Here is a 24971-nt window from a genome sequence, read left to right on the forward strand (position 1 = left end):
TGGACTCGGTGCCGGTGAACACCTTCTCTTATTACGACCAGATGCTCGACACCGCCGTCCTGCTGGGCGCGCTGCCGGCCCGAGTGCAAAGCGTCGCCGACGACTTGGACCGCTATTTTGCGGCCGCCCGCGGCACCCAGGACATAGCGCCGCTGGAGATGACCAAATGGTTCGACACCAACTACCACTACATCGTCCCGGAGATCGGGCCGAACACGAAGTTCTCGCTGCACCCCGAGAAGGTGCTCGCCGAGCTCAAAGAGGCTGCCGACCAAGGCATCCCCGCGCGTCCGGTGATCATCGGTCCGATCACCTTCTTGCTGTTGAGCAAGGCGGTTGACGGCGCGGGCGCCGCGATCGAGCGGATCGACGAGCTGATCCCGCTCTACACCGATCTGCTGCGCAAGCTCGCCGACAACGGCGCCGCGTGGGTACAGCTCGACGAGCCGGTGCTGGTCACCGATATCTCTGCCGACGCTCCGGCGCTGGCCGAACGGGTCTACAGCGCGCTGGGCTCGGTGGACAAGCGCCCGGCGATCCACGTCGCCACCTACTTCGGCGACCCCGGCAGCGCCCTGCCAGCGCTGGCCCGCACACCCGTCGAGGCGATCGGCGTCGATTTGGTCTATGGCGCCGACACCGCGGTCGCGTCGGTTCCCGGATTAGCCGGCAAGACGCTGGTAGCCGGGATCGTCGACGGCCGCAACATCTGGCGCACCGACCTGGAGTCGGCGCTGAGCAAGCTGGCCGCGCTGCTGGGTTCAGCGCAGACAGTTGCTGTGTCTACGTCATGCTCGACGCTGCATGTGCCGTACTCGCTGGAGCCCGAAACCGACCTGGACGACGCGCTGCGCAGCTGGCTGGCATTCGGCGCCGAGAAGGTGCACGAGGTCGCCACTTTGGCACGGGCGCTGCGCGACGGTCGTGACGCAGTCGCCGACGAGATCGCGGCGTCCAATGCGGCCGTCGCCGCACGCAAGAAGGACCCGCGCCTGCACAACAACCAGGTCCGTGCTCGCATCGACTCGATCACCGCGTCCGGCGCTCATCGTGGGCCGGCCGCCGAACGTCGGGAGGCGCAGAACGCGCGGCTGCATCTGCCGCCGCTGCCGACCACGACGATCGGGTCGTTCCCGCAGACCTCGGCGATCCGCAAGGCTCGCGCTGCACTGGTCGCCCACGAAATCGACGAGGCCGAGTACGAGAACCGGATGAAGAAGGAGATCGCCGACGTCATCAAGCTGCAGGAGCAGCTGGGTCTGGACGTGCTGGTGCACGGCGAGCCGGAGCGCAACGACATGGTGCAGTACTTCGCCGAGCAGCTGGACGGTTTCTTCGCCACCAAGAACGGCTGGGTGCAGTCCTACGGCAGCCGCTGCGTGCGCCCACCGGTCCTCTACGGTGACGTTTCCCGCCCGCACCCGATGACGGTGGACTGGGCCACGTACGCCCAGTCGCTGACCGACAAGCCGGTCAAGGGCATGCTCACCGGTCCGGTCACGATCCTGGCCTGGTCGTTCGTCCGTGACGACCAGCCGCTGGCCGACACCGCCAACCAGGTGGCGCTGGCCATCCGCGACGAGACGGTGGACCTGCAGTCGGCCGGCATCGCGGTGATCCAGGTCGACGAGCCCGCGCTGCGGGAACTGCTGCCGCTGCGCGATGCCGACAAGCCGGCCTACCTGGACTGGGCGGTCGGCTCGTTCCGGTTGGCCACCTCCGGGGTTTCGGACGCGACGCAGATCCACACTCACCTGTGCTACTCGGAGTTCGGTGAAGTGATCGGTGCGATCGCCGACCTGGATGCTGACGTCACGTCGATCGAGGCGGCCCGCTCGCACATGGAGGTGCTCGACGACCTGAACTCGATCGGCTTCTCCAATAGCGTCGGACCGGGTGTCTACGACATCCACTCGCCGCGGGTGCCCAGCACAGACGAGATAGCCACGTCGCTGCGCGCCGCGCTGAAAGCCGTTCCCGCCGAACGACTGTGGGTCAATCCCGATTGTGGTCTGAAGACCCGCAACCCCGACGAGGTCTCGGCGTCGCTGACCAACCTGGTCGCCGCGACCAAGGAAGTGCGGGCCGGGGCCTAACCCTTCGCTGCCGCGCCGGCGCGGTGGGGACGGCTAGCGGTGGGCTTCTCGTATCTGCTCAACCACTGACGTCGCAGCTTCCGATGGACTCCAGTCTGGTGCGAAGCCACGGTGGACGACCCCGTCGATCTCTATAGAGCTGTAAATCTCGTCTCCGTCGTGCTGGGTGAATTCGACGTTGAAATACCGGTCATCGACGCCGAGGACATCGACGGCGACATCAACCAGAGCATCGGCCAACTGGGCGCGCTGCTCAACGCTGCGTCCTCGCCGGACGTCACACGACAGCACAGCGGACGGATGTGGTTCACTTCCGCACCGCCACACCCCACCGGCGCCATGCTCGCGGATCGTCACGTCGACGATATCGGGGGAGGTCTGCATCTTCTCCGCATAGACGTCGCCAAGTCGACGAGCAAATTCGCGCTTGACCTCGACTGAATAAGTACCTGACGTGTCCAGCTGCAAGTGAGGCATCTGCTCCGCCCTTCCCATCGGTTGTGTCTACGGCGCAACGAGCCTGGTACTCGATCAGCGCCATATGCGTCACCCTAGAACTGGGCGGGTACTTGGATTAGTCGGCCCCGGGCGCCCCGACCGACGGGACGCTCAGCAGCCGGACCGGCACGTCGTCCGCCCAGGGCTGGCGGGTCACCATGTCGGCCACCCGCACGTAGCCGCGCTCGAATTCGCCCGTGGCGGCGTCCACCAGCCGATACTGCTGGGTCTGTTTGTGGATCGGCTGGGCGTCGAGCATCACCACCCGCACCTCGCCCGGCTCGAAGTGGCAGCGCTTGTGCAGGGCCGCGACCAGCTGCTCGTTGCTGAAGTGCCCGTCGCCGAAATTCCAGCCGATGGCGGTGCTGCACAGTCGCTCACCATCGGTGAGGACGTAGTCGTCCTCGTCGTATCCGGCCATGGCGCGGTGCGCCAAGGTGAACAGCGCCCGGCCGTGAGTGTTGAAGGCGCGGAACGCATATCCCATGTACATCGGGATCTGTGCGGCTTCCTTACTACCGTAGAACTTCTCCAGCTGCGCGGCGGGCATGCTCGCGATCGCCGCGATGCCCCTGGCGATCTTCTCGTCGGCCGACGGCTTGATGCACCACAGCGTGGTGTCCCAGTTGCCCGCGTAGTAGCGCATGCCCGGTAGGAAAGACACCTTGCGCGGCAACAGGTTTCCGGTGGCTACGGTGCCGGCGACGACGGCGAACAGCAGGATCGGCAGCGGTGTCGTCAGGTCGCCCAGCCCGATAGCGGCGTGGCCGACGAACAGCGCCAGCACGCTGAACATCATGAAGACGTTCCACTCCAGCGGCACCCCCATCGGAATCGACGACAGGATGCCAAAGTGGAAGCACAGCATGATGAATGCGGCGATCGCGGTGGGCCAGCCGCCGTGACTGAAGAACAACACCAGCGGCACCAGTCCCTCGATCGCGGTGCTGAAATGCGCCAGCCAGCGCGACGGCCGGCCCGGACGCAGGTCATCCGGGAAGTGTTCGAAGAACGCCCGTTTGATGAACCGCGGCCGGAACACCGGGTTGTTGCTCATCATCGTCGAGATGACGAACGGGAAGTGCTTGTTAAGCTTGGATGTTGCCGCGCCGAGCCAGATCACCAGGCACACCAATTTGGCGCCCAGGATCATGTCGACACCGTAGCCGGCGAATAGGAAGGCGACCGTGAATGACGCGTATACCTCGCCGCGGGCGGCCAGGAAGATGACCTTGTCGCGCAGACCCAGCACCGCCAGCACGCCGAGCACCGCCCAGATCTGCCACGCCGGCAGCACTCCCACTGCCGTCCCGAGCGCAGGCAGCGGCCCGGTGCCGTCGGAGAAGATCGCGATGACGAGCAGCACCAGCAGTGCGCCGTACAGCAGCGCGTCGACGGCAGTACGCGCGTCCCCCTTGGTGAGGGGTATGCGATTCGGCCAGGGCGGCAGCCGGATGGTGCCGGGCCGCAGCCAGTACAGAATGGAGCCCATCGGCGGAAAGAACCGGTTGTTCAGCGGTCCGAAGCCGCAGCCCAGGCCGACCACCTCGAACAGCATGGTGTAGAGCACGACCTTCTCGAACACGATCGGCTCGGCATACCAGTGCGCGACATTGGTGAAGCCGGCCAACCCTCCCAGGCCCTTAGTGGTCAAGGCAAGCAGCCACGCGGCCAGGATGTACAGGCCGATCTTGACGACATAGAACAGGTGCAGCACTACCGGGGTGCCGAAGCCGACCTCCGCCCAGTGCCGCGCCATCGGGATGATCTTCTCTGCGCGGGTGCCCTTGCTCCACTCCTCGAAGTTGATCTGCGGAGTGTCCTGTTTGAGAAATCCCATGGCGGCAAGATTAGAACGTGTTCTAGCCCAATTGTCCGAGTTCAGCTGAAGAACATCCGACCTTGACTACTACGCGCCGTAGTAGTACAACGGTGGTTGAGCAGGCAAATTCTCCTCACCCGCCTGCATCAAGGACGGTGATCCGCGATGATCGATCAGGTTTCGCCAAGACGCGAAAACGGCGCCGAGATTCTCCGTTGGGCCGCAATAGCATTCGTCGTCGGATTCGGCATCCACGGCTTGGACCATCTGCGCCGCGGCATGTCGGCGTCGCCGCCATTCATCATGGTCGGCGGTGCGGTACAGGGGCTGTTCGTCGCCGTCGCAGTCGCAATGGCGCTCACCCGACGCCGACGGGCACCGGAAGCCGCGATCGCGGTCGGGTTCGGCAGCGCCGTGGTATTCACCTACGCACACCTGTTGCCGACTTTCCTGCCGGGCTACCAGGACAGCTTCATCTCGCCGCCGCACATCACCGTGACGTGGTTCTCCTGGTTCTCCGCCTTGACCGAGATCGGCACCGGCATTGTGTTCGCGATCGCCGGCATCCGGGCGCGACGGTCAGTCGACGAGGCTTCGGTAATGCGCCTGCGGCCACGGCAAGGCGTCGCACGATGAACACCGAACCGGTAGGAACACTGTTCTTCGACGGAGCCTGCGGAATGTGCACTCGCTCGCGGGATTTGCTGTTGAAGATGGATCGAACCGGAAAGCTGCGTACCGAGACTCTGCAAAGTCCCGGCGCCGCACAACGACTGGGTATCGCACCGACAAGCCTGCTGGAATCGGTCCGGTGGCTGGATTCCTCCGGCACCGTCTATTCCGGCGCGGAGGCCGCCAACGCGGCATTATCGGCAGCCATCGGGACCCGAATCCCGTTGGTGATCTACCGGATTCCCGGCGTTCGCTTCATCGAAGATGTCGTCTACCGATGGGTGGTCGCGCATCGGTATCGCTTCCCGGGGACTACCCCGTACTGCGAGTCACACCCCAGCGCCTGCTGAGCGAGAAGGCGGGCACCCGTCCGTTGTACTTGGATTTCATGAAGTGCGCTTCCTTTGCCAGTGCGGACTTTTGACCGCGTCGAGGGCTTCGGTGACATAGCGATCCAGCGGTCGGCGATTGCTGGATTGCCGCACCCACCGCTGAAAGCCGTAATCTCCCGCAGCAAAGGCGAGTTGGACCAGCAGACCCGGGCGGATATCAGTATCCGGGTTGGCGCCCATGCGCGCGGCGACCAGCTTTGCCGCCCGCTCCTTGTCGGCGGCTGTCACCATCGTCAGCTTGCCGAGCACATCGGGGGCGACCAGCAGGGCTTGACGCCACTCTTCGATGTCGGCCGCGTCGAATGAGCGAGTTCGCATGATGATGGCGTTGATCAGCGCGACGTCGGGCGACTCCGCGGCGGGCCGCTGTTCGAGCAGATTGACGATCGCGGTGCCGCCGTGTCGAACCGGTGCCAACAGCACCTCCTCCTTCGTCGGCACGTGCCGGAAGAAGGTGCGCGGGGAAACGCCTGCGGCCGCGGCGATTTCCTCCGTTGTCACGGCGTCGTATCCGTGTTCGATGAACAGCCGGAACGCCGCGCGGCGAATGTCGGCCCTGATCTGTGCGCGCTGCCGATCTCGCAGCGACTTCCCGGTCATCGGAAGCAACCAATTCCGCCGTCGACTTGGATGGTCTGCCCGGTGATGAACGTCGCGTCGGTGCTCAGCAGAAACGCCACCAGCGCGCCCACGTCGGTGCGAACATCGCCGATACGCTTCATCGGGACGCGTCCCACCGCCTTCGCGTAGTCGGCAGGCGCGAACTGCTTCCACAGTTTGACGCCGTCGGACTCGGCGAACGGGCAGATGACGTTGACCCGGATGTTGTCGCGCCCCCACTCCAGGGCGGCGACCTTCGACAGGCCGCGGATGCCTTCCTTGGCGGCGGCGTATCCGCCCCACTTCGGTTCGCCGCCGGTGCCGGTCCCTGAGCCGAGGTTGACGATCGACCCGCCGCCCTCCTTGACTATCAACGGGTGCACGGCCTGCATGAGAAGGAAGGTCGCGCGTGGCCCGACGTCGTAACCCAGCGCCAGGTCTTCGGTGGTGATGTCGACGAATGCCTTGGGTTCGTTGGTGGCGATGGCGTTGTTGACCAACCCGTGCACCGTCCCGAAGGCGTCGACGGCGGCCGCCACGATCCGCTGAGCGCTGTCCGGATCCCGCAAATCAGCAACCAGCTTCTCGACTCGGCCCGCTGACTCGAGTTCGGCGGTGGTCGTTGCGAGCACGTCATCTTGGATGTCGACCAACAGCACCGCCGCACCGCGTTCGAGCAGTGCCGCGGCGATGCCCTTACCGACGCCCTGGGCGGCGCCGGTAACGATCGCGACGTGACCGCGCATTGAGTCGGGATGGCAATAACTCACTTGACGGGTCCCATCTGGAGTTGCACTCCGCGGTGCATTTCGTAAGTGCTGCGCGCACCGTTGGGCAACTCGATGAATTCCACCGGCGTCCCGTCCGGGTCTTTGACGAAAAACATTCGGACACCGCCGATCTCGAAAGGCGCCTGATCGGGCTGGTAGCCAGCGGCGGTGATGCGGCGGTGAGTGTCGTCGAGATCGGTCACCGACAACGACACGTTGTGGATCCCGGTGATGCCGCGGCGGGTCGGCTTGTCGGCGGACGGACTGGCTCCCAGCGACAGCAGCTCCACCATCAACCCACCCAGCAAGCCGCCCACCACCCGACCTTCTTGCTGACGTTTCGCGTGCAGCACCGCGTCGAAAGGCTCGCCTGATATCAGGGTTTCGAAGACCACCTCCATGCCGAGCACATCTCGGTAGAACGCCAGAGCGCGGTCCATATCGGTCACTCCGACGACGAGGTGACAGAACGACACATCGTCGAGCACGCTGGCGACTTCGGTCATGGTGTCTCCTGTTGGTGGGCGGGTTGAAGTGGCGGCGTCGGCAGCTCGAATGCTGGTTTGGTGGTTCCGCCGTCGACGCGCAACATCACGCCGGTCACCCACGACGAGGCCGGCGACGCGAGATACGGTGCGGCGGCCGCGATGTCGCGCGGGGTACCGATCCGTGCCATCGGGGTGTTCGATTCGTACTGGACCCGCAACGCGTCGTCGGACATGACAAAGTCCATCGACTGCGTGGCGACACCCCCGACACCGATCGCGTTGACCCGCACCCGCGGGGCCAGTTCGGCCGCCATGTTCTGGGTGACCATGTTCAGTGCCGCTTTGCCCGCGCCGTAGGCAACCATGCAATTCATCACCATGTCGCCCGACCGCGACGAGACATTGACGATGGATCCCGAGCCATCGGTCTCGACCATGGCCTGGGCCACCAGCTTGCTGAGCAAAAACGGTGCGACAGCGTTGAATTGCAATGCGGTGGTGAGGTATCGCGAGGACGTCTGCATCGCCGGCCGCGGCGGGGTTCCACCCGCATTGTTGACCAGGACCGAGAGTCGCCCAAATTGCTCGACGGTGGTGGATACCAGCCGATTGAGATCGTCTTCGACCATCACGTCGGTCACGACAGCCAGCCCGCGGCGACCGGTGTGCTCGATGAGCCGGACGGTGTCGTCGAGGTCGGCCGCGGTGCGTGCGGCGACGACGACGTCGGCGCCCGCCTCGGCGAATGCCACCGCGATCTCACGGCCGATGCCGGCGCCGGCGCCGGTGACGATCGCGACCAGGTCGGTGAGACGGAAGGCGTCGAGGATCACCGGTTAGCCGCCGCAAGGTTGGGCGCCGGGCGCCCTGCGAATAGCGGCAGGTCCAGGTAGGTCTTGATGCCGGGCTCGGCGGCGCAGACGTCGGGAATGGCGTTGACGCAGTGGTTGGCGGTGGCTACGACACCCGGATTTCGTTGCAGTCCTTCGGCTATCGTCTCCGGTTGCAGTCCCTTGAAGGTCAGGCTCACGGTCGGGTCGCCGGTGATCTCGACCTCGAATCGTTCGCCGCGCCCACCGAAATTCCAGGCCGGTTCGAGGTCTTCCTCCCCCATCAGCCAGTTGACCGCCGCGGTGATGACCGGCTCACCGTCGACGAGGGCCTGCCAGCGGAACCGACGCGCGGCCACGGTTCCGGTGGGAAGCGGAAATGGGCCGTAGTCGATGTCGGAGGTCGCCACGGCGACGTCCTGGATGGTTCTGATATTCGGATCGATGCGAAATCCCATGTGGTCGGCGACCATTCGTACCGATTGTTTGAAACCTGCCTCCAGCAGGCTGGCCATCGGCCCTTGCACGGCTTCCTCAGGGGTACCGCCGAATCCCATGATGTGCCGGACAACGTCCGGGGCGTTGTAGGTGCGGATGTCGGAGAACTCCTCTGCGCGTACATGGGTGACCGCCGACGACAGCGAGGACAGCATGAGCGGGAATCGCTCGGTGATGCCGCCGGGGTGGATCCCCGAACCGTGCAGGGTCACCCCACCTTCGACCGCCGCGTCGGCGACGGCCTTGTGACGCGAGTTTCCCGGATCGGGGTATACCCAGCCGACCGGGGTCACCACATTCTTGCCGGACCGCAAAATCGCGACCACCTCTTCGTCGTTAGGCACCAGCGGGCTGTACACCACGCAGTCGGCATCCAGCGCCAGCACCTCCTCACTGCTGGAGCTGGCGGTGACGCCGAGCGCAGCGGTACCGAGGATCTCGCCGACGTCGCGCCCGTTCTTGTCCGCGCTGTGTACCCAGCACCCGACCAGCTCGAGCTGCGGGTGATTGAGCACGCATTCGATGGCGGCCTTGCCGACGCCTCCGGTCGCCCACTGAATGACGCGATGCTTGGCCGGACTAGTCATCTGCTACCTCCCGAATGGACACGGATTTCAACTCCCTGCAGCGGCGGGCCTTTACACATTCATGGCCGGGATGGCAGAGTATGCCTTGGTGGCAGTAACTGTCAACATGCTGCGGGAGGTCCAATGACGAACGTGCTGGATGGCAAGATCGCGATCGTCACCGGAACCAGCCGCGGCGTGGGTGTTGGCATCGCCCATGAACTGCTGCGCGCCGGCGCCACCGTCGTCGGGTGTGCGCGCTCGCCGGTGGACACCATCCCGGGTATCGACACGGAACCGGGTTGGGCGGCACGCGCTTCACAGAAGGTGTGCGACCAAGGCGACTACCGCTCGATCGACTCATTCGTCGACGAAGTCGTGGCCTCACACGGTCGGATCGACATCCTGGTGAACAACGCCGGCGGGACGGTACCGGCGCCGCACGCGGAGAGCATTCCCGAACTCGTGCAACGTATTCAGGGCGCACCGCGCAGTGACAACGACTACGAGCGCACGGCGCTCTTTCACGCCTACGCGGTGCAGATGAACCTGATCAGTCCGCTCTGGTTTGCTATCCGCGCGTACCGGCAGATGGCCACTCAGGACGGAATCGGTTGCATCATCAACATTTCCAGCGGTGCCGGGCATCCGGCGGGCTCACCGACCCTGGTCTCCTACGGCGCGGCGAAAAGCGGGCTCAACCACCTCACCCGCTCGTTGGCCGAGGAGTGGGGGCCCAAGGTCCGGGTCAACTGCATCGCACTCGGGCCGACGATGACCGAAAACTTTCGGTCGTTCGTGCTGCCCAAAGACGATCCCACCGGGGAGAAGTACTTCGCCGCCGTCCCGTTACGCCGCGCAGGCGAGCCCGCAGAGGTGGGCCGGGTGTGCGTCTTCTTGGCCAGCGGAGACGCGGACTTCGTCAACGGCACGACCATCGAACACGACGGCGGAATGCTGCCAGGGGTGCTCTATGACGCCGGCCTCAAGACGATCACCGACCTGCTGTAGCGCGTGTTTCGACTCGCCTAGGTCTAGGACAGACTGCGTTGGGGCAGACCCGAATACTCCGACAGCGGGCGGATCAGCGCATTGGAGCCCGCCTGCTCGATGATGTGGGCGGTCCAGCCGGTGATGCGACTCATCACGAAAAGCGGTGTAAAGCTGGGGATGTCGAATCCCATCAGGTAGTAGGCCGGCCCGGTCGGGAAGTCCAGGTTGGGTTTGATGCCGGTGGCGGCGAACATCTCCTTTTCCAGGACGGAGTAGACGTCCAGCCAACGCTGACCGTTGCGGGCCTCCGCGACGCGGATCAGCGCCTCTTTCATCGTCGGCACCCGGGAGTCACCCTTCTTGTAGACGCGATGCCCGAAGCCCATCACCTTATCTTTGCGAGACAGCTTGCCGTGCAACCACTCCGAGGCCTTCGCCGGATCGCCGATCTCGATCATGTCATGCATGACCGCCTCGTTGGCACCGCCGTGCAGCGGGCCCTTCAGCGCGCCGATCGCGGCCGTCACCGCGCTGTAGATGTCCGACTGCGTCGACGTCACCACCCGTGCGGCGAACGTGGACGCGTTGAAGCTGTGCTCGGCGTAGAGAATCATCGACTGCTCGAACGCAGAGACGATGACCGGGTCAGGCACCGCGCCGAAGCACATGTTCAGGAAGTTCTCCGCATAGCTGAGGTGGCTGTGAGGTTTGATCGGCGCCAGGCCCCGCCGGCGACGCATGTCGATGGCGACGATGGTGGGCAGCACGGCAAACATGCACAGGGATTTAGCGTAGTTGGCGGACTCGGTGCTGTCGTCCTCCTCCGGGTCCTCGGCGCCCAGGTAGCTGATCGCGGTGCGCACCACGTCCATGGGATGGCAGGTGTCGGGCAGCTTGCTCAGCAGCGACTGCAACGAACGATCGATGCGGCGACTGGCCCGCTCACGCTGGCAGAACAACGCCAACTCGCCGTCGGTCGGCAGTTCGCCGTGCCACAGCAGGTACGCGACCTGCTCGAAACTGCAGTGGGCGGCCAGGTCCTGCACCGGGTAGCCCCGGTAGGTCAACGAATTCGTCTCGGGCACCACCTTGGAAATGGCAGTGGTGTCGACGACGACGCCGGCCAGCCCTTTGTAGATCTTCGGCTCGGCGGGGGCAGCTGTGGTCACTGGTTCGGTCCTTTCACCTTGAAATTGAAGATCTCGTCGTCGAACTGGTTGTAGTCGGCGTAGCGCAGCAGCTCGTAGAGTCTGCTGCGGTGCTGCATCTGGCCGAGCAGGTCGGATTGCGTTCCCTTGGTGTCGATTTCACGCAGACCGGACTCGACGGCATACATCGCCAGCCGCAGCGTGGTGACCGGGTAGATCACGACGTTGTAGCCGATGTCGGTCAGTTGAGACTCGCTGAGCAGCTCCGACTTGCCGAACTCGGTCATGTTGGCCAGCAGCGGAATATCCACTGCGGCACGGAATTTCTCGAAGTCGGCCGGGCCGGTCAGGGCCTCGGTAAAGATCAGATCGGCGCCCGCATCGGCGTAGGCTCGCGCCCGCTCGATGGCCGCGTCCACGCCTTCGATCCCGGCGGCGTCGGTACGGGCACAGATGACGAAATTGGAGTCGCGGCGCGCAGCCACCGCCCCCCGCAGCCGCTTGACCATCTCCGCGGTCGAGACGACGGCCTTGCCGTCCAGATGGCCGCACCGCTTCGGGTTGACCTGGTCCTCGAGATGACAACCCGCGAGCCCGGCGTCCTCGAGGAGGGTGATGGTGCGCGCGGCGTTCATCGGTTCGCCGAATCCGGTGTCGGCGTCGATCAACGTCGGCAGATCGGTGACCGACGCGATCTGCGCGCCCCGGGCTGTCACCTCGGTCAGCGTGGTCAAGCCGATGTCGGGCAGTCCGAGGTCGGCTGACAACACGGCGCCGGAGACGTAGACCCCCTCAAAGCCGATCTCGGCGACCAGCTTGGCCACCAGCGGCGAGAACGCCCCCGGGAAGCGTTGCAGCCGACCGGAATTCAGCCCGGCTCGAAAATCAGCCCGCTTGTCAGCGGCGCTTGATGTCGCCCCCAACAGCCCGCTCATCGGAAGATTCCCGACGAGATGGTCGGTGCCTTGTCCAGCACCTCGGGTGCGATCCGCACGTTCAGTGCGCCCAGCTCGCCGCCCTTCAGTTCGCCGACACGCTGCACGGCGTCGATGAATCGTTGCTGCTCAGCGGCATCCACCACACCCTCGGCGAGATCGGTGAACTTGCCGACGTACTGTTCGCGCTCGAACGGCCGCGCACCCAACGGATGTGCATCGGCGACGGCCAGTTCGTCGGTGATCACCTCGCCGCTCTTGAGGGTGACCTCCGCGCGGGCCCCAAACGCCTTTTCGGCCGGGTCGGTCGAGTGATACCGGCGGGTCCACTCCGGGTCCTCGACGGTGGAGATCTTGTGCCACAACTCGACGGTGTCCGGCCGGTGCGCACGCTCAGGGGCGTACGAGAGTTCGTGGTCCCACGTGCCGTCCTCTAGCGCGACGGCGAAGATGTAGGGCAACGAGTGATCCAGCGTCTCCCGCGACGCGTCGGGGTCGAACTTCTGGGGGTCCGCGGAGCCGGTGCCGATCACGTAGTGGGTGTGGTGGCTGGTGTGCAGCACGACCGACGCGATCTGGTCGAGGTCACCGATTTGCTCACGCAATCGGCGGGCCAGGTCGATCGGCGCCTGGCTCTGGTACTCGGCCGAGTGCTCCTTGGTGTAGCTGTCCAGAATGGCCCGCTTGGGCTCTCCCGGACCGGGCAACGGCACCTCGTAGGTGTGGCCGGGACCTGCCAGCAGCCAGGCGATCACGCCGTCCTCACCCTCCCAGATCGGCGCCGGTGCGCCCTCGCCGCGCATCGCGCGGTCGACCGCCTCGATCGCCACCTTGCCGGCGTGGGCTGGTGCGTATGCCTTCCAGCTGGAGATCAACCCCTTGCGGGATTGCCGGGTGGCCGTGGTCAGGTGCAATGCCTGACCGATGGCTTGGTAGATGGTGTCGACGTCCAGCCGCAACATCGTGCCCAGACCCGCGGCCACCGACGGTCCGAGATGGGCGACATGGTCGATCTTGTGCTCGTGCAGACAGATGGCCTTGACCAGATCGATCTGGATTTCGTAGGCGGTGGCCAGGCCGCGAATCAAGTCGGCGCCGCGCACGCCGAGCTGCTGGGCGACCGCGACCAGCGGGGGGATGTTGTCCCCGGGGTGGGAGTACTCAGCGGCCAGGAACGTGTCGTGGTAATCGAGTTCGCGCACCGCGACGCCGTTGGCCCAGGCTGCCCACTCCGCCGAGTAGCCGCCGTCCACGCCGAACACCGTCGCGCCCGGCCGGGCCCGGTGCGCCAGGGCCTGCTGACGGGCGGTGGTGACTGGTCTCCGCAGCACCGAGGCAGCGCTGACCGCCGCGTTGTCGATCATCCGGTTGATCACCATCGCCTCGGTCTCGGCGGGCACGGCGACCGGATCGGCCGCGACCTCCGCGATCTTGTAGGCGAGGTGCTCGGTGCGCGGAAAGTCGTCGGCGCTGCGGTGCATCCGAACCGAATGGATCAACATAATCCGCACACTATGCAATGCTGGTGACAAAGGAAAGTCCCTGCATTTGCGTAATTCTGCGTCCTTAGCTTGCCTAGATTGCAAATGTTGCGAAAGGAGTTCCGTAGTAGCATGTCGGCAGTGGCGAAGATGTTTTCCGGCGCCCGGTTACGGCGGCTGCGGGATGAACGTGGCCTTACCCAGGTTGGGCTGGCCAAGGCGCTCGACCTGTCCACCAGCTACGTCAACCAGCTGGAAAACGACCAGCGGCCCATCACGGTGCCGGTGCTCCTTGCGCTCACCGAGCGGTTCGACCTACCTCCGAACTACTTCTCCGCCGATTCCGATGCCCGGTTGGTCGCCGACCTGTCCGATGTCTTCACCGCCACCGCCGCCGAAGACTCAGTCAGCGGCAGCCAGATCGAGGAACTCGTCGCCCGGATGCCTGAGGTCGGCCGAAGCCTGGTCGCCGTGCACCGGCGGCTGCGGGACGCCACCGAGGAACTGGAGGCGTATCGATCGCACGCCACCACGGAAACCTCGCTGCCACCGGAGCACCCGATGCCGTTCGAGGAAGTCCGCGACTTCTTCTACGACCGCAACAACTACATCGGCGAACTCGACACCGCCGCCGAGCAGATGTTCGCTGAGAACGGAATGACCATCGGCGGGCTGGACGTCCAGCTGGCGGCGCTGATGCGGGATCGGTACGGTGTGAACGTCGTGATTGACGGCGACCTCGCCGAGCACGCCAAGCGCCACTACGATCCCGAGGCCCGGGTGCTGCGGGTCGCGCAGTGGCTGTTGCCGGGGCAGCGTGCCTTCCAGATCGCCACCCAGCTCGCCTTGCTCAGCCAATCGGAGCTGCTGTCGGCGATCGTGGCCACCGACGACCAGCTCACCCCCGAATCCCGCGGCGTCGCCCGAATCGGGCTGGCCAACTATTTCGCCGGCGCATTTCTGTTGCCGTACCGCGAATTCCATCGGTCCGCAGCGGAATTACGCTACGACGTCGACCTGCTGGCCCGTCGTTTCGAAGTCGGCTTCGAGACGGTGTGTCACCGACTCTCGACTCTGCAACGCCCTCAGCTGCGTGGAGTCCCCTTCATCTTCGTCCGGACCGATAAGGCCGGCAACATCTCAAAGCGACAGTCCGCCACAGCCTTTCACTTCAGCCGGGTTGGCGGCAGCTGCCCGCTGTGGGTGGTGCACGATGCCTTCGCTCAGCCGGGCCGGATCGTCACGCAGGTCGCCCAGATGCCCGATGGCCGTTCGTACTTCTGGATCGCCAAGACCACCGCGCCCGAAGGACAGGGTTATCTGGGCCAGCACAAAAGCTTCGCTGTCGGTTTGGGCTGCGACCTGGTCCACGCCGACAAGCTGGTCTACTCCACCGGGATCGCCCTCGGCGACCCGACAACCGCCGTCCCGATCGGTGCCGGTTGCAAGATCTGCAATCGGTCGGCCTGTCCGCAGCGTGCGTTTCCTTACCTTGGTGGACGCCTGGCCGTCGACGAGAACACCGGCAGCGGCCTGCCCTATTCGCCGGCTACTCAGCCTGGTTAATTACTGAGCCTGTTTGACCGGCGGCCGGTAGAAGATCAGCAGCTGGCCGACCGCGCCGCCCAGGCCCAGCAGCAGCGAGATCAGCAGACCGTGCCAGCCGTTGCGCCAGTTTTGCCCGAAGATCAGCCAGTCCAGGCTGTACTGGCCGGGGCCGATCGTAGCTACCGCGACGGCGCTGAGTGCCAGCACCAGGTTGTATTCCCAGCCCTCCTTGACGATGAAGAAGCCGTTGGGTCGGTGCACGGTCCACGAGGCGACGAACATCAGCGCAACGAAGCCGGCGGCGGGGATGGGCGTGAGCAGCCCCGCGGCCAACCCGAGGCCCGCGCTAATCTCGGTGCTGGCCGCGACCACGGCCTGGAACGTGCCGTACTTCATGCCGATGCTTTCGAACCAGCGCGCGGTTCCCGGGATCCGCCCGCCTCCGAAGAACTTGTTGAAGCCATGAGCGGCGAGGGTCAGCCCCAGCACCAACCGCAGGATGAGTAACCCGACATCATAGGCAGTCATAGACGTCAACCTAGATCATCGGCTAGGCACGGATGGGCAGCAGGTATCCTGCCACCCGCAAATGACCGAAAAGGAGCCGCACATCAAGATCGCGCCGGGCCCGGTGTGCGGCCAACCCTGAACATCCCAATGTCTACCCGAACCCACCGTCTGCACCACACGTCCCAATAACTTTCGTTAAAGCTCCGCATCCAGCCTGGCAAGATAGTCGTCGATGTCACCAACTGCGGACTCGGCCGCGTGGACGCTGATCGTCACAGCGTCGCCGATGCCCCACACGCCATGGGTGAGGCCCATCGCTGGTGACAGTCCCGGATAGACGGCGGTCAGCAGCACCGGCGCAGCGCCGAAGCGCAGGTCGGCGGGTCCGCGGTAAATGCTTGACACCACGGTGTTGCCGGACACCTGGGCTGGCCGCGCCTCGGGATCGAAGAGGCTCACACCCCAGCGCAGCAGCGGAGCCGGAACGGCCGCAAAGGCCCGGTCGGCCGCCCGCGCCGCAGGGTGTTCTGAGCGGCGGCGGGCATTCGCCAGGTCTGCGGCGATCCGCTCTACTCGGGCCTGTCGACTCAGGCCCGGATACAGCCCGACCGTGACGTTGGCGAAGTGGTTATGAGCTTGAGGCACACCAGGTTTAGCCATCGGAACCTCGGCCACCAGCGACGAGGCCGCGTCGCCGAGGTGGCTGGAGAGCGCACCGGACACCGCGGCCAGCGCCGTGACGGTGGCGGTGGAGCCACCCAGCTCCGAGCGGCGCCGCAGCAGTGTTCGCACGGAGCGAAGGCCCATCGGGCGGGCATTGGTGGACAGCGCCGGCCGCGCTCCGATCGGAGGCGGGAGCAGCCCGGCGCGGGTATCGCGCACCTGCTTGCGATGGGCGCGAGCGGCATCGACGGCGCGCCAGGGCAGGAAACCCGGCGACGACGTCACCACATCGGGCACCGGAGTCGCCCGGCCGAACAGCCAGGCGGCCAGCGCCGCGCCACGGACACCGTCGGCCAGTGCGTGTGCGACCTGCATGACCGCAACCGTGCCCGGGGCAGAGCCGCCCGGTAGGTCATGCACCGGCGCGAAGATGTCCAATCGCCACGGCGCTCGGCGGATGTCCAACTGGTCGTCGGCGAGCCGGACCACGGCATCCAGGCAGCCACGCCAGCTGTCGTCGTCGAGATGGTGGCGGATTACCCGTTCGGGCTCGAGGGCCGTCGGCACCCAGCTCGGATAGGTCAACGGCGAACCGTCCTCGACGCGGAGCGTCAATGCGTGACAAGCTTGGGCACGACTGCGGACATCGTCGACCGCGCGCTCGAAATCCGTTGGCTCACCGTCGAATGCGTAGAGCATGAACTCGTCGCTGGGGACCTTGGCCGACATCCAGTAGAACTGGGCGTCGACCGCCGCCATCCGGGTCGACATTGCCACTAGTCGGCTGAGCCGATGAAGCCCAACACCAAGTCGGCAACCCGCTCCGGCTGATCCAGCTGCAGGAAGTGTCCGGCATGTTCGACGACGGTCACGTCGCTGCCGTCGGGCAGCGCTCGTCCCGTCCAGTGCGTGAAAGCCGCTGTCATGCAGCCGTCGTCGCGGCCGTGTAGGTAGAGGCTCGGCAACGTTGGTGCCGACGTCCAGTGCCGGTGCAGGTCGGCGTACCGTGCCGGCGGTCGGGTGTTACGGATGGTGGCCCGGTACGGTCCGAGTGCGGCGCTCCAGCTCTCCGGTGTGCCGATCGCGGCGTCGACGTGGCGCAGGTCTTCTTTGGCGTCGTAGCCCGGTGACCATCGTCTCCACAGTCGTGGCAGTACCCAGGATGCGGACCGCTCTGGCAGCCAAGGTAATTGGAAGTACATGATGTACCAGCTGCGCAAAAGCTGAGGCGGAAGTTCACCGATCAACCGGCCCCGATCGGGCACCCGGCTCAGCGGACGAAAAGCCGCAGCCGGCGGCACCGACATGATCACCGCCTTGGCGAAAGGACTGTCCGGCATCGCCGCCAAACCGTTCGCCGCCATCGCGCCCCAGTCGTGGCCGATCACCACGTCGCGATCGGTGCCGCCGGCCGCCGACCGTACCTGCAGCGCGTCGTCCATCAGCGCGCCGATGTGATAGCTGCCGTCGGACGGAATCGACGACGGCGCGTAGCCCCGCATGAACGGTGCCACCACCCGCCAGCCCGACTCCGCGAGCCGGGGTGCGAAGTTGCGCCAGCCGTAGGCGGTGTCGGGAAAACCGTGCAGGCACAGCGCGATCGGACCGTCGGGTGGCCCCCACGTCAGGGCCTTCAACTCGACGGCGGGGGCTTGCACATCGATCCAGCGGGGGCTAGTCATCACCTGATCCTTCGCCTACATACGGCCGTCTCGTCGGGACTAGAACTGGTCGAAGCCGGAGACCAGCCAGCGCTCGCCGATTTTGTCCAGCGCCACCCGGACGCTGGAGGTGGCATCGGCCGGCGCAGCGTCACCGATCTTGATGGTCTGGTTGACGAACAGCAGCACCACCGCGTGGTTATGCGTGGCCGACTCGGAGGCCCCCCCGGGAACGATGGCCGTCGCGGAGACGTGCCGTTCTTTCGCATTCGGAATGAGTTCTTCCTGCGTCCGCTGCGTGTAGATGTCGCGGAATTCGCCGGCCAACCGCTCCCGCGCGGCCGCCACGTCCCGATCCACGGTGTCGAATCGGAACGAAAGCAGTGCGACGGCGGAATCCCTTGCGGCCACGACCGATTGACTGCGAGCCAGGTCGGTATTGCGAACCGACCAGTCCTTCCACTTGAGCAGGCCCGCAGCGACCGCCAGCAGCATTACCAGAGCGGGAAGCAAGCCGTAGACCAGTACGCGCGACCAGTTGACGCCTGTTGGTTGCGTCATGGCACGAATACCACGTCAGAGATTTTGGCGACGGCGCCCGTCAAGTTCACCGTGATCCGTATCCGCCAGAACTGCGGCTCCTGTTGCGCCTGGGTGGGATCCGACGACTTCACCGTCACCGCCACCAATACCCGGCCCTGGTTGGTTGTTCGCGATTCCAGTCCGGCGTCGGTGACGGTGCCTACCAACGTCGATCGCATCCGCGTGGCATTGTCGATGTAAGACTGCTTCCGGCGGGCGAAGCTGTCGTGGAACTTGCCGGTTGCCGAATCCAGAATCCGTTGCGCGTCAGCGTCGGCATGCTGGTAGTCGACCGTGAGGAGATCCGCCGCGCCCTGGCGCGCCGTTTGCACGAAAAGGTTGCGCTGCACGTCGAGGTTATGGGCCTCATACGCCCGGAAACCCAGCCAGCCGACCAGCCCTGCCAACACCACTCCGGCGACCATGCCGGCGATCAGAGCGATCCGCTCGACCTGGGCCGGGGGTTGGACTGGCCGAAGGTATACGACGTCTACCGGGTCCGGCGAATCCACGACGGGCTCCCGCCCGAGGTCGCAGCATCGTCTGGCATCTTCGCTCCCTTTTCGGCACGTCGGATACCGTCCAACGTACGTGTCAAAGGGCCGCGATCACGACCAGTACCCGATGTTTCCAGAACTCCATTCCAGTCTTTCCGGCGAGCGAGTTAGCTCTAGTCATGGCCCACATGCGAGGCACAGGAGCGCTAAACAAGCACCGCGCGCAAAGTGCGTAGAACACCTCGGTAACGTCGAAGCACGATCAACCGAGAGGACGCCCGTGACTACAGTGAGCAGCACTCCGCAGACTGTCGAGTATTCAGGTCTCAATGGACTCACCCTGGTCGCAGACGAGTGGAACCGCGGCACCGACGCAGCAGCCGATCGGCCGACGATCTTGATGCTGCATGGCGGCGGCCAGAATCGGTTCTCCTGGAAAAACACCGGCCAGGTGCTGGCCGACGAGGGATTCCACGTGGTTGCGCTGGACAGTCGTGGGCACGGCGACAGTGATCGGGCGCCCGACGCCGACTACGACGTCGAGACGTTGACCGCTGACGTCATGGAGGTGCTGGATGCGATCGGCCGGCCGGTGACGCTGATCGGGGCGAGCATGGGCGGATTGACCGGCATCCTCGCCGCGGATCAAGCCGGACCCGACCGGGTCACGCGGCTGGTGCTGGTCGACGTGGTGCCACGGTTCGAGAAGAATGGCAGCGCCCGCATCCGCGACTTCATGTTCAGCGGGCTCCATGGGTTCGGCTCTCTCGAAGAGGCCGCTGACGCCGTGGCCGCGTATCTGCCGCATCGGACCAGGCCGCGCAGCCCCGAGGGATTGAAGAAGAACCTGCGGCTGCGCGACGGCCGCTGGCACTGGCATTGGGATCCGGCGTTTATGACCAAGCCTGGCGACGACCCGGAGTTGCGCACCGAGAAATTCGAACACGCTGCCGCCGACCTGAAGATTCCGGTGTTGTTGATCCGCGGCAAGCTGTCCGACGTGGTTAGCTCGGAAGGTGTGCGGCATTTCTTGGTGACGGTGCCCAACGCGGAGTTCGTCGAACTTTCCGAGGCCGGGCACACCGCGGCCGGCGACGACAATGACGCCTTCAGCGACGTGGTCGTGACGTTCGTGACGCGCTGACTTACTTACGACATAACCCGGGCTGCGTAGGCCGCCAAGTCGGGAGGTCGTGACGTGATGGCACCGATGTAGCCATCGGGCCGAATCAGCACTGCCGCACCGTCTTTGACGTCGTAATCATCTTGGACGTGGCGGTCGACGTCGACCAGATCGCTTCCGGTGTCGTCACCGATGCGGTAAGGCTGCACGCCTGAACGGTCGAGAGTGGGTGCGGTTGCCCCGAATCGCAGCAGTGTCCAGTGCGGTCCCGAGTAGCAGTTGAACAGGCGCACCGGCCGGCCGTCGCGGTCTCGGCACGGCGCGTCGGGCGCCCGATCACCCGCGGCGAGAGCGGAACTGAAGCCGTCGTCGAGCGTCAACGGCCCGAGCCGGTAACTCAAGTCGAGTTGCTGGGTTTCCGCGCCGCGCTCGAACGCGTCGTCGGCGCCGCTGAGGTGCTTTTCCAGCAGCTCGGTGCTGATGCCGAGCACCCGCGCGGCCACCGGCACCCGCTCTGCTTCGTAGCTTTCGAGCAGCTGGTCGCGCGCTCCGTCAAGCACTGCGCCGAGCTTCCAGCCCAGGTTGTAGGCGTCCTGCACGCCGGTGTTGAGGCCCTGCCCGCCGGTCGGCGGATGCACGTGCGCGGCGTCACCGGCGAGAAAGACGCGGCCGGCACGAAACTGCCGGACCATCCGAACGTTTGGGCGCCAGATCGTGCTCCAGGTCAGTTCGCGCAATCGAATATCGGTGCGCCCGGATACCACCTCGAGTGTGTGCTGGAGAGCCTCGAGAGTGGGCTGCATTCCGGACGCACTCGTCGTGACGGCATACGTGTCGTCACCACCGGCCAGCGGAGTGAACCCGAAGTAGGTACCGCCGTTAAGCATCCATCCGTGCCCGTACTCGTGGTCCAGACCCTCGACGCGCACATCGGCCAGTAGCAACGCCACGTCATCGTTGGTCTCACCGACGAACGGCACCGCGAGTTGGCGGCGCACGGTACTGCGACCGCCGTCGGTGCCGACCAGATACGCCGTCCGAAGGGTCTGGCCGCTTTCCAGCCGCGTCGTTACCCCGTCCTCATCCGGCTGGAACGCGATCACCCCGGCGGTGAGCTCAACGTCAACCCCGTGGTCAGCCAACCGCGAGCGCAGGATCTGCTCGGTCCGCCACTGCGGCACAAACCACAGGTTGGGGTACGGCACGTCGGCACGCGGTGCCACCGGCTCAGCCATCCGCCCGTCCCACACCACCCGGTCGCCGTCATAGATCCGGGTCACCGGCGCCGATATGCCGGCGGAAATCACCTCGTCGAGAACACCGAGGTCCTCGAACACCTCCAGCGTCCGCGGCTGCAGACCGTCGCCCCGCGAACCGACCGAGAAACGATCGGCCTTCTCGACAAGCCGCACCCGGACGCCTCGGCGAGCCAAGTCCAGCGCCAACGTGAGCCCGGTGGGCCCTGCACCGGCGACGAGCACTTCGGCATCCAATATTGCGCCCATAGCGCCCTCCTTCGATGAATTTACTTTCACTGAATATGGATTCAGTGTCCGCGGTGTTAGCTTTTCTGTCAAGGAGGCCGCCGGTGAAACGCGTTGAACAGGCCGCCAGCACCGAGGCGGCGCTCAAGGAAGCAGCTCGGCGTGTGTTCGCGCGTCAGGGCTATCTCAACACCAAGATCACCGACATCACCGCCGAAGCCGGCCGGGCCGCCGGGTCTTTCTACAACCACTTCACCAGCAAGGAAGAGGTACTCACCGCGCTACTGACCGACGCGTTGGCGGAAAGCGATGCGGCGGTCTACGAACCGCACTCGCAACACCGCGCGGACTTCAGCGACCGCGACGTCGTCCGCTGGCACGTCGCGGCGTACTGGCGGTTTTACAGCCGCCACCTCGTCGAGCTCACCGCGCTACGTCAGGCCGCCTTGATCAACACCGAGTTCGGTGCACAGCTCGAAGCGCTGACGGCCGAGAACGTCGACCATCTGCGTGATCATCTGGAGCCCGTCATCAAAGCGGGGCGAACCCTGCCGGGACCGCCCGAGCTGGTGCTGGCGATGTTTGCCTCACTGCTCGACGGATTCAGCTACCGCTGGCAGCAGTCCGAAGGCCGGATCGACGGTCGCCGCGTCGACGACGATGAGGCGATCGACACCTTGACCGAGTTCATTTACCGCGCCCTCAACGGTTACCCCGGCGACTAGTCGAACCTGTTAGTTCGCTGATTTCTCGTCGTGCCCGCCGAATTGCTTACGCATCGCCGACAACGCCTTGTCGGCAAAGTCAGCGAGGCGGCGTGAGGCGAAACGGGCATAGAGCGCCATAGTCAGGACCGGCGCGGGCACTCCCTCCTCAACCGCCGCGATCGCGGTCCACCGGCCCTCCCCGGAGTCCGATACCCGCCCGGTGAATTCTGTCAGGTCGGGCTCTTTGTGCAGTGCGATCGCGGTGAGATCCAACAGCCACGAGCCGATGACGCTGCCCCGTCGCCACACCTCGGCGACCTCCGAAATGTCGATTTTGTACTGATAGAACTCGGGGTGCTCCAGCGGTGCTGTTTCTGCGTCCGCCTGCTCTATGCGGGTGCCGATGTCGGCATTGCGCAGGATGTTCAGCCCCTCGGCGAGGGAGGCCATCATCCCGTACTCGATCCCGTTGTGCACCATCTTCACGAAGTGCCCGGCCCCGGACGGCCCGCAGTGCAGGTAGCCCTTCTCGGACTGCGCGATCTCGCCGTCTCGGCCCGACGTGCGCGGGGCCGCGTCGACTCCGGGCGCGATGCTGGCGAAGATCGGCTCGGCGTGGGCAAAAGAGTCCTGGTCGCCGCCGATCATTAGGCAATAGCCGCGCTCCCGGCCCCACACGCCGCCGCTGGTGCCGCAGTCCAGTAGGTGAATCCCACTCTCGGACAACCTCTTTGAGTGTTTGATGTCATCACGGTAGTAGGAGTTGCCGCCATCGATGACGATATCGCCCGGGTCCAGCGTCTTGGCCAGGTCCTCGATCACGCCAGTGGTGATATCGCCCGCGGGGACCATCACCCAGACCACTCTGGGCTTGGCCATCTTCTCGGCCAGCTCTGACAACGAGGACACTCCTGTCGTGTTTTCCTCGCCTGCCATCGCCTTGACCGCGTCGGGGCTGTGGTCGTACACCACGCAGTCGTGCCCGCCCTTGGCCACGCGCCGAACGATATTCGCGCCCATGCGGCCCAGGCCGATCATCCCTAGCTGCATCTTGTTGTCTCCTTACTGTCTCGCCTGCGTGCTCTGAGGCAGCCACGGTTCCTGCCACCTGCGGTGACCGTGCAGCAGCGACTGCGCGGCCTCGGGTCCCCAGGAGCCGGGGTCGTAGTGGTGGATCCGGCTCGGCTTGTCCAACAGGGGCTGCACGATCCGCCACGTCTCTTCGATGGCGTCTTCGCGGGCGAAAAGCTGGCGATCGCCGGTGAACGCCGCGTAGATGAGCCGTTCGTAGGGCCGCACGGCTTCACCGAGGTCCTGGGCGAACGAGGAGTCCATATGGACGTCGTGCCAGGAGTTTCCGGCTTGGGCGGACAATTGCAGGCGCATCCCCGGATCGGGGTCGATGCGCAGCACGATCTGGTTGGGCTCGGGCGGCCGGCGGTTCGGCAGAAACGAAAACCCGGGAACGTGGTGGAGAAACATCCGGACCTCGGTGACCCTCTCCGGCAGCGCCTTACCGGCGCGCAGGAAGATCGGCACGCCGGCCCAGCGCCAGTTGTCGATTTCGGTCCTCAGCGCGATGTAAGTCTCCGTTTGTGAGTCCTCCGCCACCCCGGCGACATCGGTATAGCCGCGGTACTGCCCGCGCACGCAGCGCTCCGGATCCAGCGCCGGCATCGCCCGGAACACCTCCGCCTTCTTGTCGTTCAGGTCATCGGCGCTGGGGCCGACGGGGGGCTCCATCGCGACCAGCGCGAGCACCTGGAGCAGATGGTTCTGCACCACGTCGCGCGCCGCGCCCACCGCGTCGTAGAACTTGCCGCGGTCCTCGATCCCGAACTCCTCGGCCATGGTGATGTGGATTTCGGAGATGCTGTCGCGGTCCCACAGCTTGGCGAGGCTATTGTTGGCGAAGCGCAGGTACTGCAGTTCTTCAACGGGCTGTTTGCCCAAAAAGTGGTCCACGCGCAAGATTTGGTCCTCGTCCAGCACCGCGCGCAGCCGGGCGTTGAGGTAGCGCGCGGAGGCCAGGTCGTGGCCGAACGGCTTTTCCACCGCGACGCGCGCGCACTCCAGCAGGTCGGCCTCGGCGAGGTTTTCGACGATCGGCGCGAACAGGGACGGCGGCATCTCGAGGTAGTACAGCGGACGGCAGTCCGAGCCGATCCGCTTGGCGAGCCGCTTGTAGAGTTCGGCATCGGCGACATCACCGTGCAGGTAGGACAGCCGGCCCGCCAGCCGGTCGAACACCGCGTCGTCGACCTTCTCGCCGGATTCGCCGATGGACCGCCGCGCCCGCTCGATCAAATTCTGGACGGGAATGTCGTCACTGGCCACACCCACGATCGGATAGTTCAGCAAGTCGCGCGACTCAAGCCGGTATAGGGCGCGGTAGGTCATCTTGCGG

25 protein-coding genes are annotated in these 24971 nt (G+C 65.4%); 7 read left to right on the forward strand and 18 right to left on the reverse strand.

What is annotated here, in order from left to right; all coding sequences use genetic code 11:
* Positions 1 to 2096 (forward strand): 5-methyltetrahydropteroyltriglutamate--homocysteine S-methyltransferase (metE, locus tag ACLQI9_RS00015; protein ID WP_442390690.1); only part of this gene is annotated, 2096 nt, incomplete at its 5' end.
* 33 nt (positions 2097 to 2129) lie between these two features.
* On the opposite strand, the gene ACLQI9_RS00020 is transcribed toward metE, so the two are convergent.
* Both ACLQI9_RS00020 and ACLQI9_RS00025 read right to left on the reverse strand, forming a co-directional pair.
* On the reverse strand, positions 2130 to 2591 hold the full coding sequence (locus tag ACLQI9_RS00020; protein ID WP_442379879.1) for a tautomerase family protein: 462 nt from the start codon (positions 2589 to 2591) through the stop codon (positions 2130 to 2132).
* Between the two features lie 79 nt (positions 2592 to 2670).
* Complete coding sequence (locus ACLQI9_RS00025; RefSeq protein ID WP_442379881.1) at positions 2671 to 4434, reverse strand: DUF3556 domain-containing protein; 1764 nt, start codon at positions 4432 to 4434, stop codon at positions 2671 to 2673.
* A gap of 147 nt (positions 4435 to 4581) precedes the next feature.
* Between ACLQI9_RS00025 and ACLQI9_RS00030 the strand changes: the two genes are divergently transcribed.
* Both ACLQI9_RS00030 and ACLQI9_RS00035 read left to right on the forward strand, forming a co-directional pair.
* On the forward strand, positions 4582 to 5052 hold the full coding sequence (locus ACLQI9_RS00030) for a hypothetical protein (protein ID WP_442379883.1): 471 nt from the start codon (positions 4582 to 4584) through the stop codon (positions 5050 to 5052).
* Positions 5049 to 5438, forward strand: coding sequence for a thiol-disulfide oxidoreductase DCC family protein (locus tag ACLQI9_RS00035; RefSeq protein ID WP_442379885.1), 390 nt, complete (start codon positions 5049 to 5051; stop codon positions 5436 to 5438). The genes ACLQI9_RS00030 and ACLQI9_RS00035 overlap by 4 nt, the downstream gene beginning before the upstream one ends.
* A 36-nt stretch (positions 5439 to 5474) precedes the next feature.
* Here ACLQI9_RS00035 and ACLQI9_RS00040 read toward each other — a convergent pair whose 3' ends face one another.
* The 5 genes from ACLQI9_RS00040 to ACLQI9_RS00060 are packed head-to-tail and all read right to left on the reverse strand — an operon-like array spanning position 5475 to position 9253.
* Positions 5475 to 6080 carry a TetR/AcrR family transcriptional regulator gene (locus tag ACLQI9_RS00040; protein ID WP_442379887.1) on the reverse strand — a complete coding sequence of 202 codons (606 nt, stop codon included), beginning with the start codon at positions 6078 to 6080 and terminating at the stop codon, positions 5475 to 5477.
* On the reverse strand, positions 6077 to 6850 hold the full coding sequence (locus ACLQI9_RS00045) for an SDR family NAD(P)-dependent oxidoreductase (RefSeq protein WP_442379889.1): 774 nt from the start codon (positions 6848 to 6850) through the stop codon (positions 6077 to 6079). The genes ACLQI9_RS00040 and ACLQI9_RS00045 overlap by 4 nt, the downstream gene beginning before the upstream one ends.
* Positions 6847 to 7356: a VOC family protein gene (locus ACLQI9_RS00050; protein ID WP_442379891.1), complete on the reverse strand. Its 510-nt coding sequence runs from the start codon at positions 7354 to 7356 to the stop codon at positions 6847 to 6849. Before ACLQI9_RS00050 ends, ACLQI9_RS00045 begins: the two co-directional genes overlap by 4 nt.
* Positions 7353 to 8171 (reverse strand): glucose 1-dehydrogenase, encoded by an 819-nt coding sequence (locus ACLQI9_RS00055; RefSeq protein WP_442379893.1) that lies wholly within the window; start codon positions 8169 to 8171, stop codon positions 7353 to 7355. Before ACLQI9_RS00055 ends, ACLQI9_RS00050 begins: the two co-directional genes overlap by 4 nt.
* Positions 8168 to 9253 carry an NAD(P)H-dependent amine dehydrogenase family protein gene (locus tag ACLQI9_RS00060; RefSeq protein ID WP_442379894.1) on the reverse strand — a complete coding sequence of 362 codons (1086 nt, stop codon included), beginning with the start codon at positions 9251 to 9253 and terminating at the stop codon, positions 8168 to 8170. Before ACLQI9_RS00060 ends, ACLQI9_RS00055 begins: the two co-directional genes overlap by 4 nt.
* 123 nt (positions 9254 to 9376) lie before the next feature.
* Between ACLQI9_RS00060 and ACLQI9_RS00065 the strand changes: the two genes are divergently transcribed.
* Positions 9377 to 10243, forward strand: coding sequence for an SDR family NAD(P)-dependent oxidoreductase (locus ACLQI9_RS00065; RefSeq protein WP_442379896.1), 867 nt, complete (start codon positions 9377 to 9379; stop codon positions 10241 to 10243).
* A gap of 23 nt (positions 10244 to 10266) precedes the next feature.
* On the opposite strand, the gene ACLQI9_RS00070 is transcribed toward ACLQI9_RS00065, so the two are convergent.
* The 3 genes from ACLQI9_RS00070 to prpD are packed head-to-tail and all read right to left on the reverse strand — an operon-like array spanning position 10267 to position 13810.
* The gene (locus tag ACLQI9_RS00070; protein ID WP_442379898.1) at positions 10267 to 11394 is read right to left on the reverse strand and encodes a bifunctional 2-methylcitrate synthase/citrate synthase; all 1128 of its coding nucleotides are present in this window, start codon (positions 11392 to 11394) and stop codon (positions 10267 to 10269) included.
* The gene (prpB, locus tag ACLQI9_RS00075) at positions 11391 to 12308 is read right to left on the reverse strand and encodes a methylisocitrate lyase (RefSeq protein WP_442379900.1); all 918 of its coding nucleotides are present in this window, start codon (positions 12306 to 12308) and stop codon (positions 11391 to 11393) included. Before prpB ends, ACLQI9_RS00070 begins: the two co-directional genes overlap by 4 nt.
* A complete protein-coding gene (gene prpD, locus ACLQI9_RS00080; RefSeq protein WP_442379902.1) occupies positions 12305 to 13810 on the reverse strand; it encodes a 2-methylcitrate dehydratase PrpD in 1506 nt (501 codons plus the stop codon). Before prpD ends, prpB begins: the two co-directional genes overlap by 4 nt.
* 111 nt (positions 13811 to 13921) lie before the next feature.
* Here prpD and ACLQI9_RS00085 point away from each other — a divergent pair, with 111 nt between their 5' ends.
* Positions 13922 to 15355 carry a short-chain fatty acyl-CoA regulator family protein gene (locus ACLQI9_RS00085; RefSeq protein ID WP_442390692.1) on the forward strand — a complete coding sequence of 478 codons (1434 nt, stop codon included), beginning with the start codon at positions 13922 to 13924 and terminating at the stop codon, positions 15353 to 15355.
* Here the strand turns inward: ACLQI9_RS00085 and ACLQI9_RS00090 are convergent, their stop codons facing one another.
* The 5 genes from ACLQI9_RS00090 to ACLQI9_RS00110 form a co-directional block, all read right to left on the reverse strand.
* Complete coding sequence (locus ACLQI9_RS00090) at positions 15356 to 15865, reverse strand: DoxX family protein (protein ID WP_442379906.1); 510 nt, start codon at positions 15863 to 15865, stop codon at positions 15356 to 15358.
* A 177-nt stretch (positions 15866 to 16042) separates the two neighbouring features.
* Positions 16043 to 17281 (reverse strand): DUF1298 domain-containing protein, encoded by a 1239-nt coding sequence (locus ACLQI9_RS00095; protein ID WP_442379908.1) that lies wholly within the window; start codon positions 17279 to 17281, stop codon positions 16043 to 16045.
* 5 nt (positions 17282 to 17286) lie between these two features.
* Entirely contained in the window at positions 17287 to 18192 is a 906-nt protein-coding gene (locus ACLQI9_RS00100; RefSeq protein WP_442379910.1) for an alpha/beta fold hydrolase, read from the reverse strand.
* 39 nt (positions 18193 to 18231) lie between these two features.
* A complete protein-coding gene (locus ACLQI9_RS00105; RefSeq protein WP_442379912.1) occupies positions 18232 to 18732 on the reverse strand; it encodes a hypothetical protein in 501 nt (166 codons plus the stop codon).
* Positions 18729 to 19265 carry a mammalian cell entry protein gene (locus ACLQI9_RS00110; RefSeq protein WP_442379914.1) on the reverse strand — a complete coding sequence of 179 codons (537 nt, stop codon included), beginning with the start codon at positions 19263 to 19265 and terminating at the stop codon, positions 18729 to 18731. Before ACLQI9_RS00110 ends, ACLQI9_RS00105 begins: the two co-directional genes overlap by 4 nt.
* A gap of 265 nt (positions 19266 to 19530) precedes the next feature.
* Between ACLQI9_RS00110 and ACLQI9_RS00115 the strand changes: the two genes are divergently transcribed.
* The gene (locus ACLQI9_RS00115) at positions 19531 to 20394 is read left to right on the forward strand and encodes an alpha/beta fold hydrolase (RefSeq protein WP_442379916.1); all 864 of its coding nucleotides are present in this window, start codon (positions 19531 to 19533) and stop codon (positions 20392 to 20394) included.
* A 5-nt stretch (positions 20395 to 20399) separates the two neighbouring features.
* On the opposite strand, the gene ACLQI9_RS00120 is transcribed toward ACLQI9_RS00115, so the two are convergent.
* On the reverse strand, positions 20400 to 21878 hold the full coding sequence (locus tag ACLQI9_RS00120) for an FAD-dependent monooxygenase (protein ID WP_442379917.1): 1479 nt from the start codon (positions 21876 to 21878) through the stop codon (positions 20400 to 20402).
* An 83-nt stretch (positions 21879 to 21961) separates the two neighbouring features.
* On the opposite strand from ACLQI9_RS00120, the gene ACLQI9_RS00125 reads away from it, so the two are divergent.
* Complete coding sequence (locus tag ACLQI9_RS00125) at positions 21962 to 22582, forward strand: TetR/AcrR family transcriptional regulator (protein WP_442379919.1); 621 nt, start codon at positions 21962 to 21964, stop codon at positions 22580 to 22582.
* A 9-nt stretch (positions 22583 to 22591) separates the two neighbouring features.
* On the opposite strand, the gene gnd is transcribed toward ACLQI9_RS00125, so the two are convergent.
* Both gnd and ACLQI9_RS00135 read right to left on the reverse strand, forming a co-directional pair.
* Complete coding sequence (gene gnd, locus ACLQI9_RS00130; protein WP_442390694.1) at positions 22592 to 23614, reverse strand: phosphogluconate dehydrogenase (NAD(+)-dependent, decarboxylating); 1023 nt, start codon at positions 23612 to 23614, stop codon at positions 22592 to 22594.
* Positions 23615 to 23626: 12 nt separating this feature from the next.
* The coding region (locus tag ACLQI9_RS00135) for a glucose-6-phosphate dehydrogenase (RefSeq protein ID WP_442390696.1) at positions 23627 to 24971 on the reverse strand (1345 nt) is incomplete at its 5' end.

The organism is Mycobacterium sp., from assembly GCF_052143115.1.
GTDB lineage: Bacteria > Actinomycetota > Actinomycetes > Mycobacteriales > Mycobacteriaceae > Mycobacterium.

Coding starts and splice junctions, on each gene's coding strand:
- ACLQI9_RS00020 (WP_442379879.1), bottom strand. CDS start 2,591: ATGGGAAGGGCGGAGCAGATGCCTCACTTGCAGCTGGACACGTCAGGT.
- ACLQI9_RS00025 (WP_442379881.1), bottom strand. CDS start 4,434: ATGGGATTTCTCAAACAGGACACTCCGCAGATCAACTTCGAGGAGTGG.
- ACLQI9_RS00030 (WP_442379883.1), top strand. CDS start 4,582: ATGATCGATCAGGTTTCGCCAAGACGCGAAAACGGCGCCGAGATTCTC.
- ACLQI9_RS00035 (WP_442379885.1), top strand. CDS start 5,049: ATGAACACCGAACCGGTAGGAACACTGTTCTTCGACGGAGCCTGCGGA.
- ACLQI9_RS00040 (WP_442379887.1), bottom strand. CDS start 6,080: ATGACCGGGAAGTCGCTGCGAGATCGGCAGCGCGCACAGATCAGGGCC.
- ACLQI9_RS00050 (WP_442379891.1), bottom strand. CDS start 7,356: ATGACCGAAGTCGCCAGCGTGCTCGACGATGTGTCGTTCTGTCACCTC.
- ACLQI9_RS00060 (WP_442379894.1), bottom strand. CDS start 9,253: ATGACTAGTCCGGCCAAGCATCGCGTCATTCAGTGGGCGACCGGAGGC.
- ACLQI9_RS00065 (WP_442379896.1), top strand. CDS start 9,377: ATGACGAACGTGCTGGATGGCAAGATCGCGATCGTCACCGGAACCAGC.
- prpB (WP_442379900.1), bottom strand. CDS start 12,308: ATGAGCGGGCTGTTGGGGGCGACATCAAGCGCCGCTGACAAGCGGGCT.
- prpD (WP_442379902.1), bottom strand. CDS start 13,810: ATGTTGATCCATTCGGTTCGGATGCACCGCAGCGCCGACGACTTTCCG.
- ACLQI9_RS00085 (WP_442390692.1), top strand. CDS start 13,922: ATGTCGGCAGTGGCGAAGATGTTTTCCGGCGCCCGGTTACGGCGGCTG.
- ACLQI9_RS00090 (WP_442379906.1), bottom strand. CDS start 15,865: ATGACTGCCTATGATGTCGGGTTACTCATCCTGCGGTTGGTGCTGGGG.
- ACLQI9_RS00095 (WP_442379908.1), bottom strand. CDS start 17,281: ATGTCGACCCGGATGGCGGCGGTCGACGCCCAGTTCTACTGGATGTCG.
- ACLQI9_RS00100 (WP_442379910.1), bottom strand. CDS start 18,192: ATGACTAGCCCCCGCTGGATCGATGTGCAAGCCCCCGCCGTCGAGTTG.
- ACLQI9_RS00105 (WP_442379912.1), bottom strand. CDS start 18,732: ATGACGCAACCAACAGGCGTCAACTGGTCGCGCGTACTGGTCTACGGC.
- ACLQI9_RS00120 (WP_442379917.1), bottom strand. CDS start 21,878: ATGGGCGCAATATTGGATGCCGAAGTGCTCGTCGCCGGTGCAGGGCCC.
- gnd (WP_442390694.1), bottom strand. CDS start 23,614: ATGCAGCTAGGGATGATCGGCCTGGGCCGCATGGGCGCGAATATCGTT.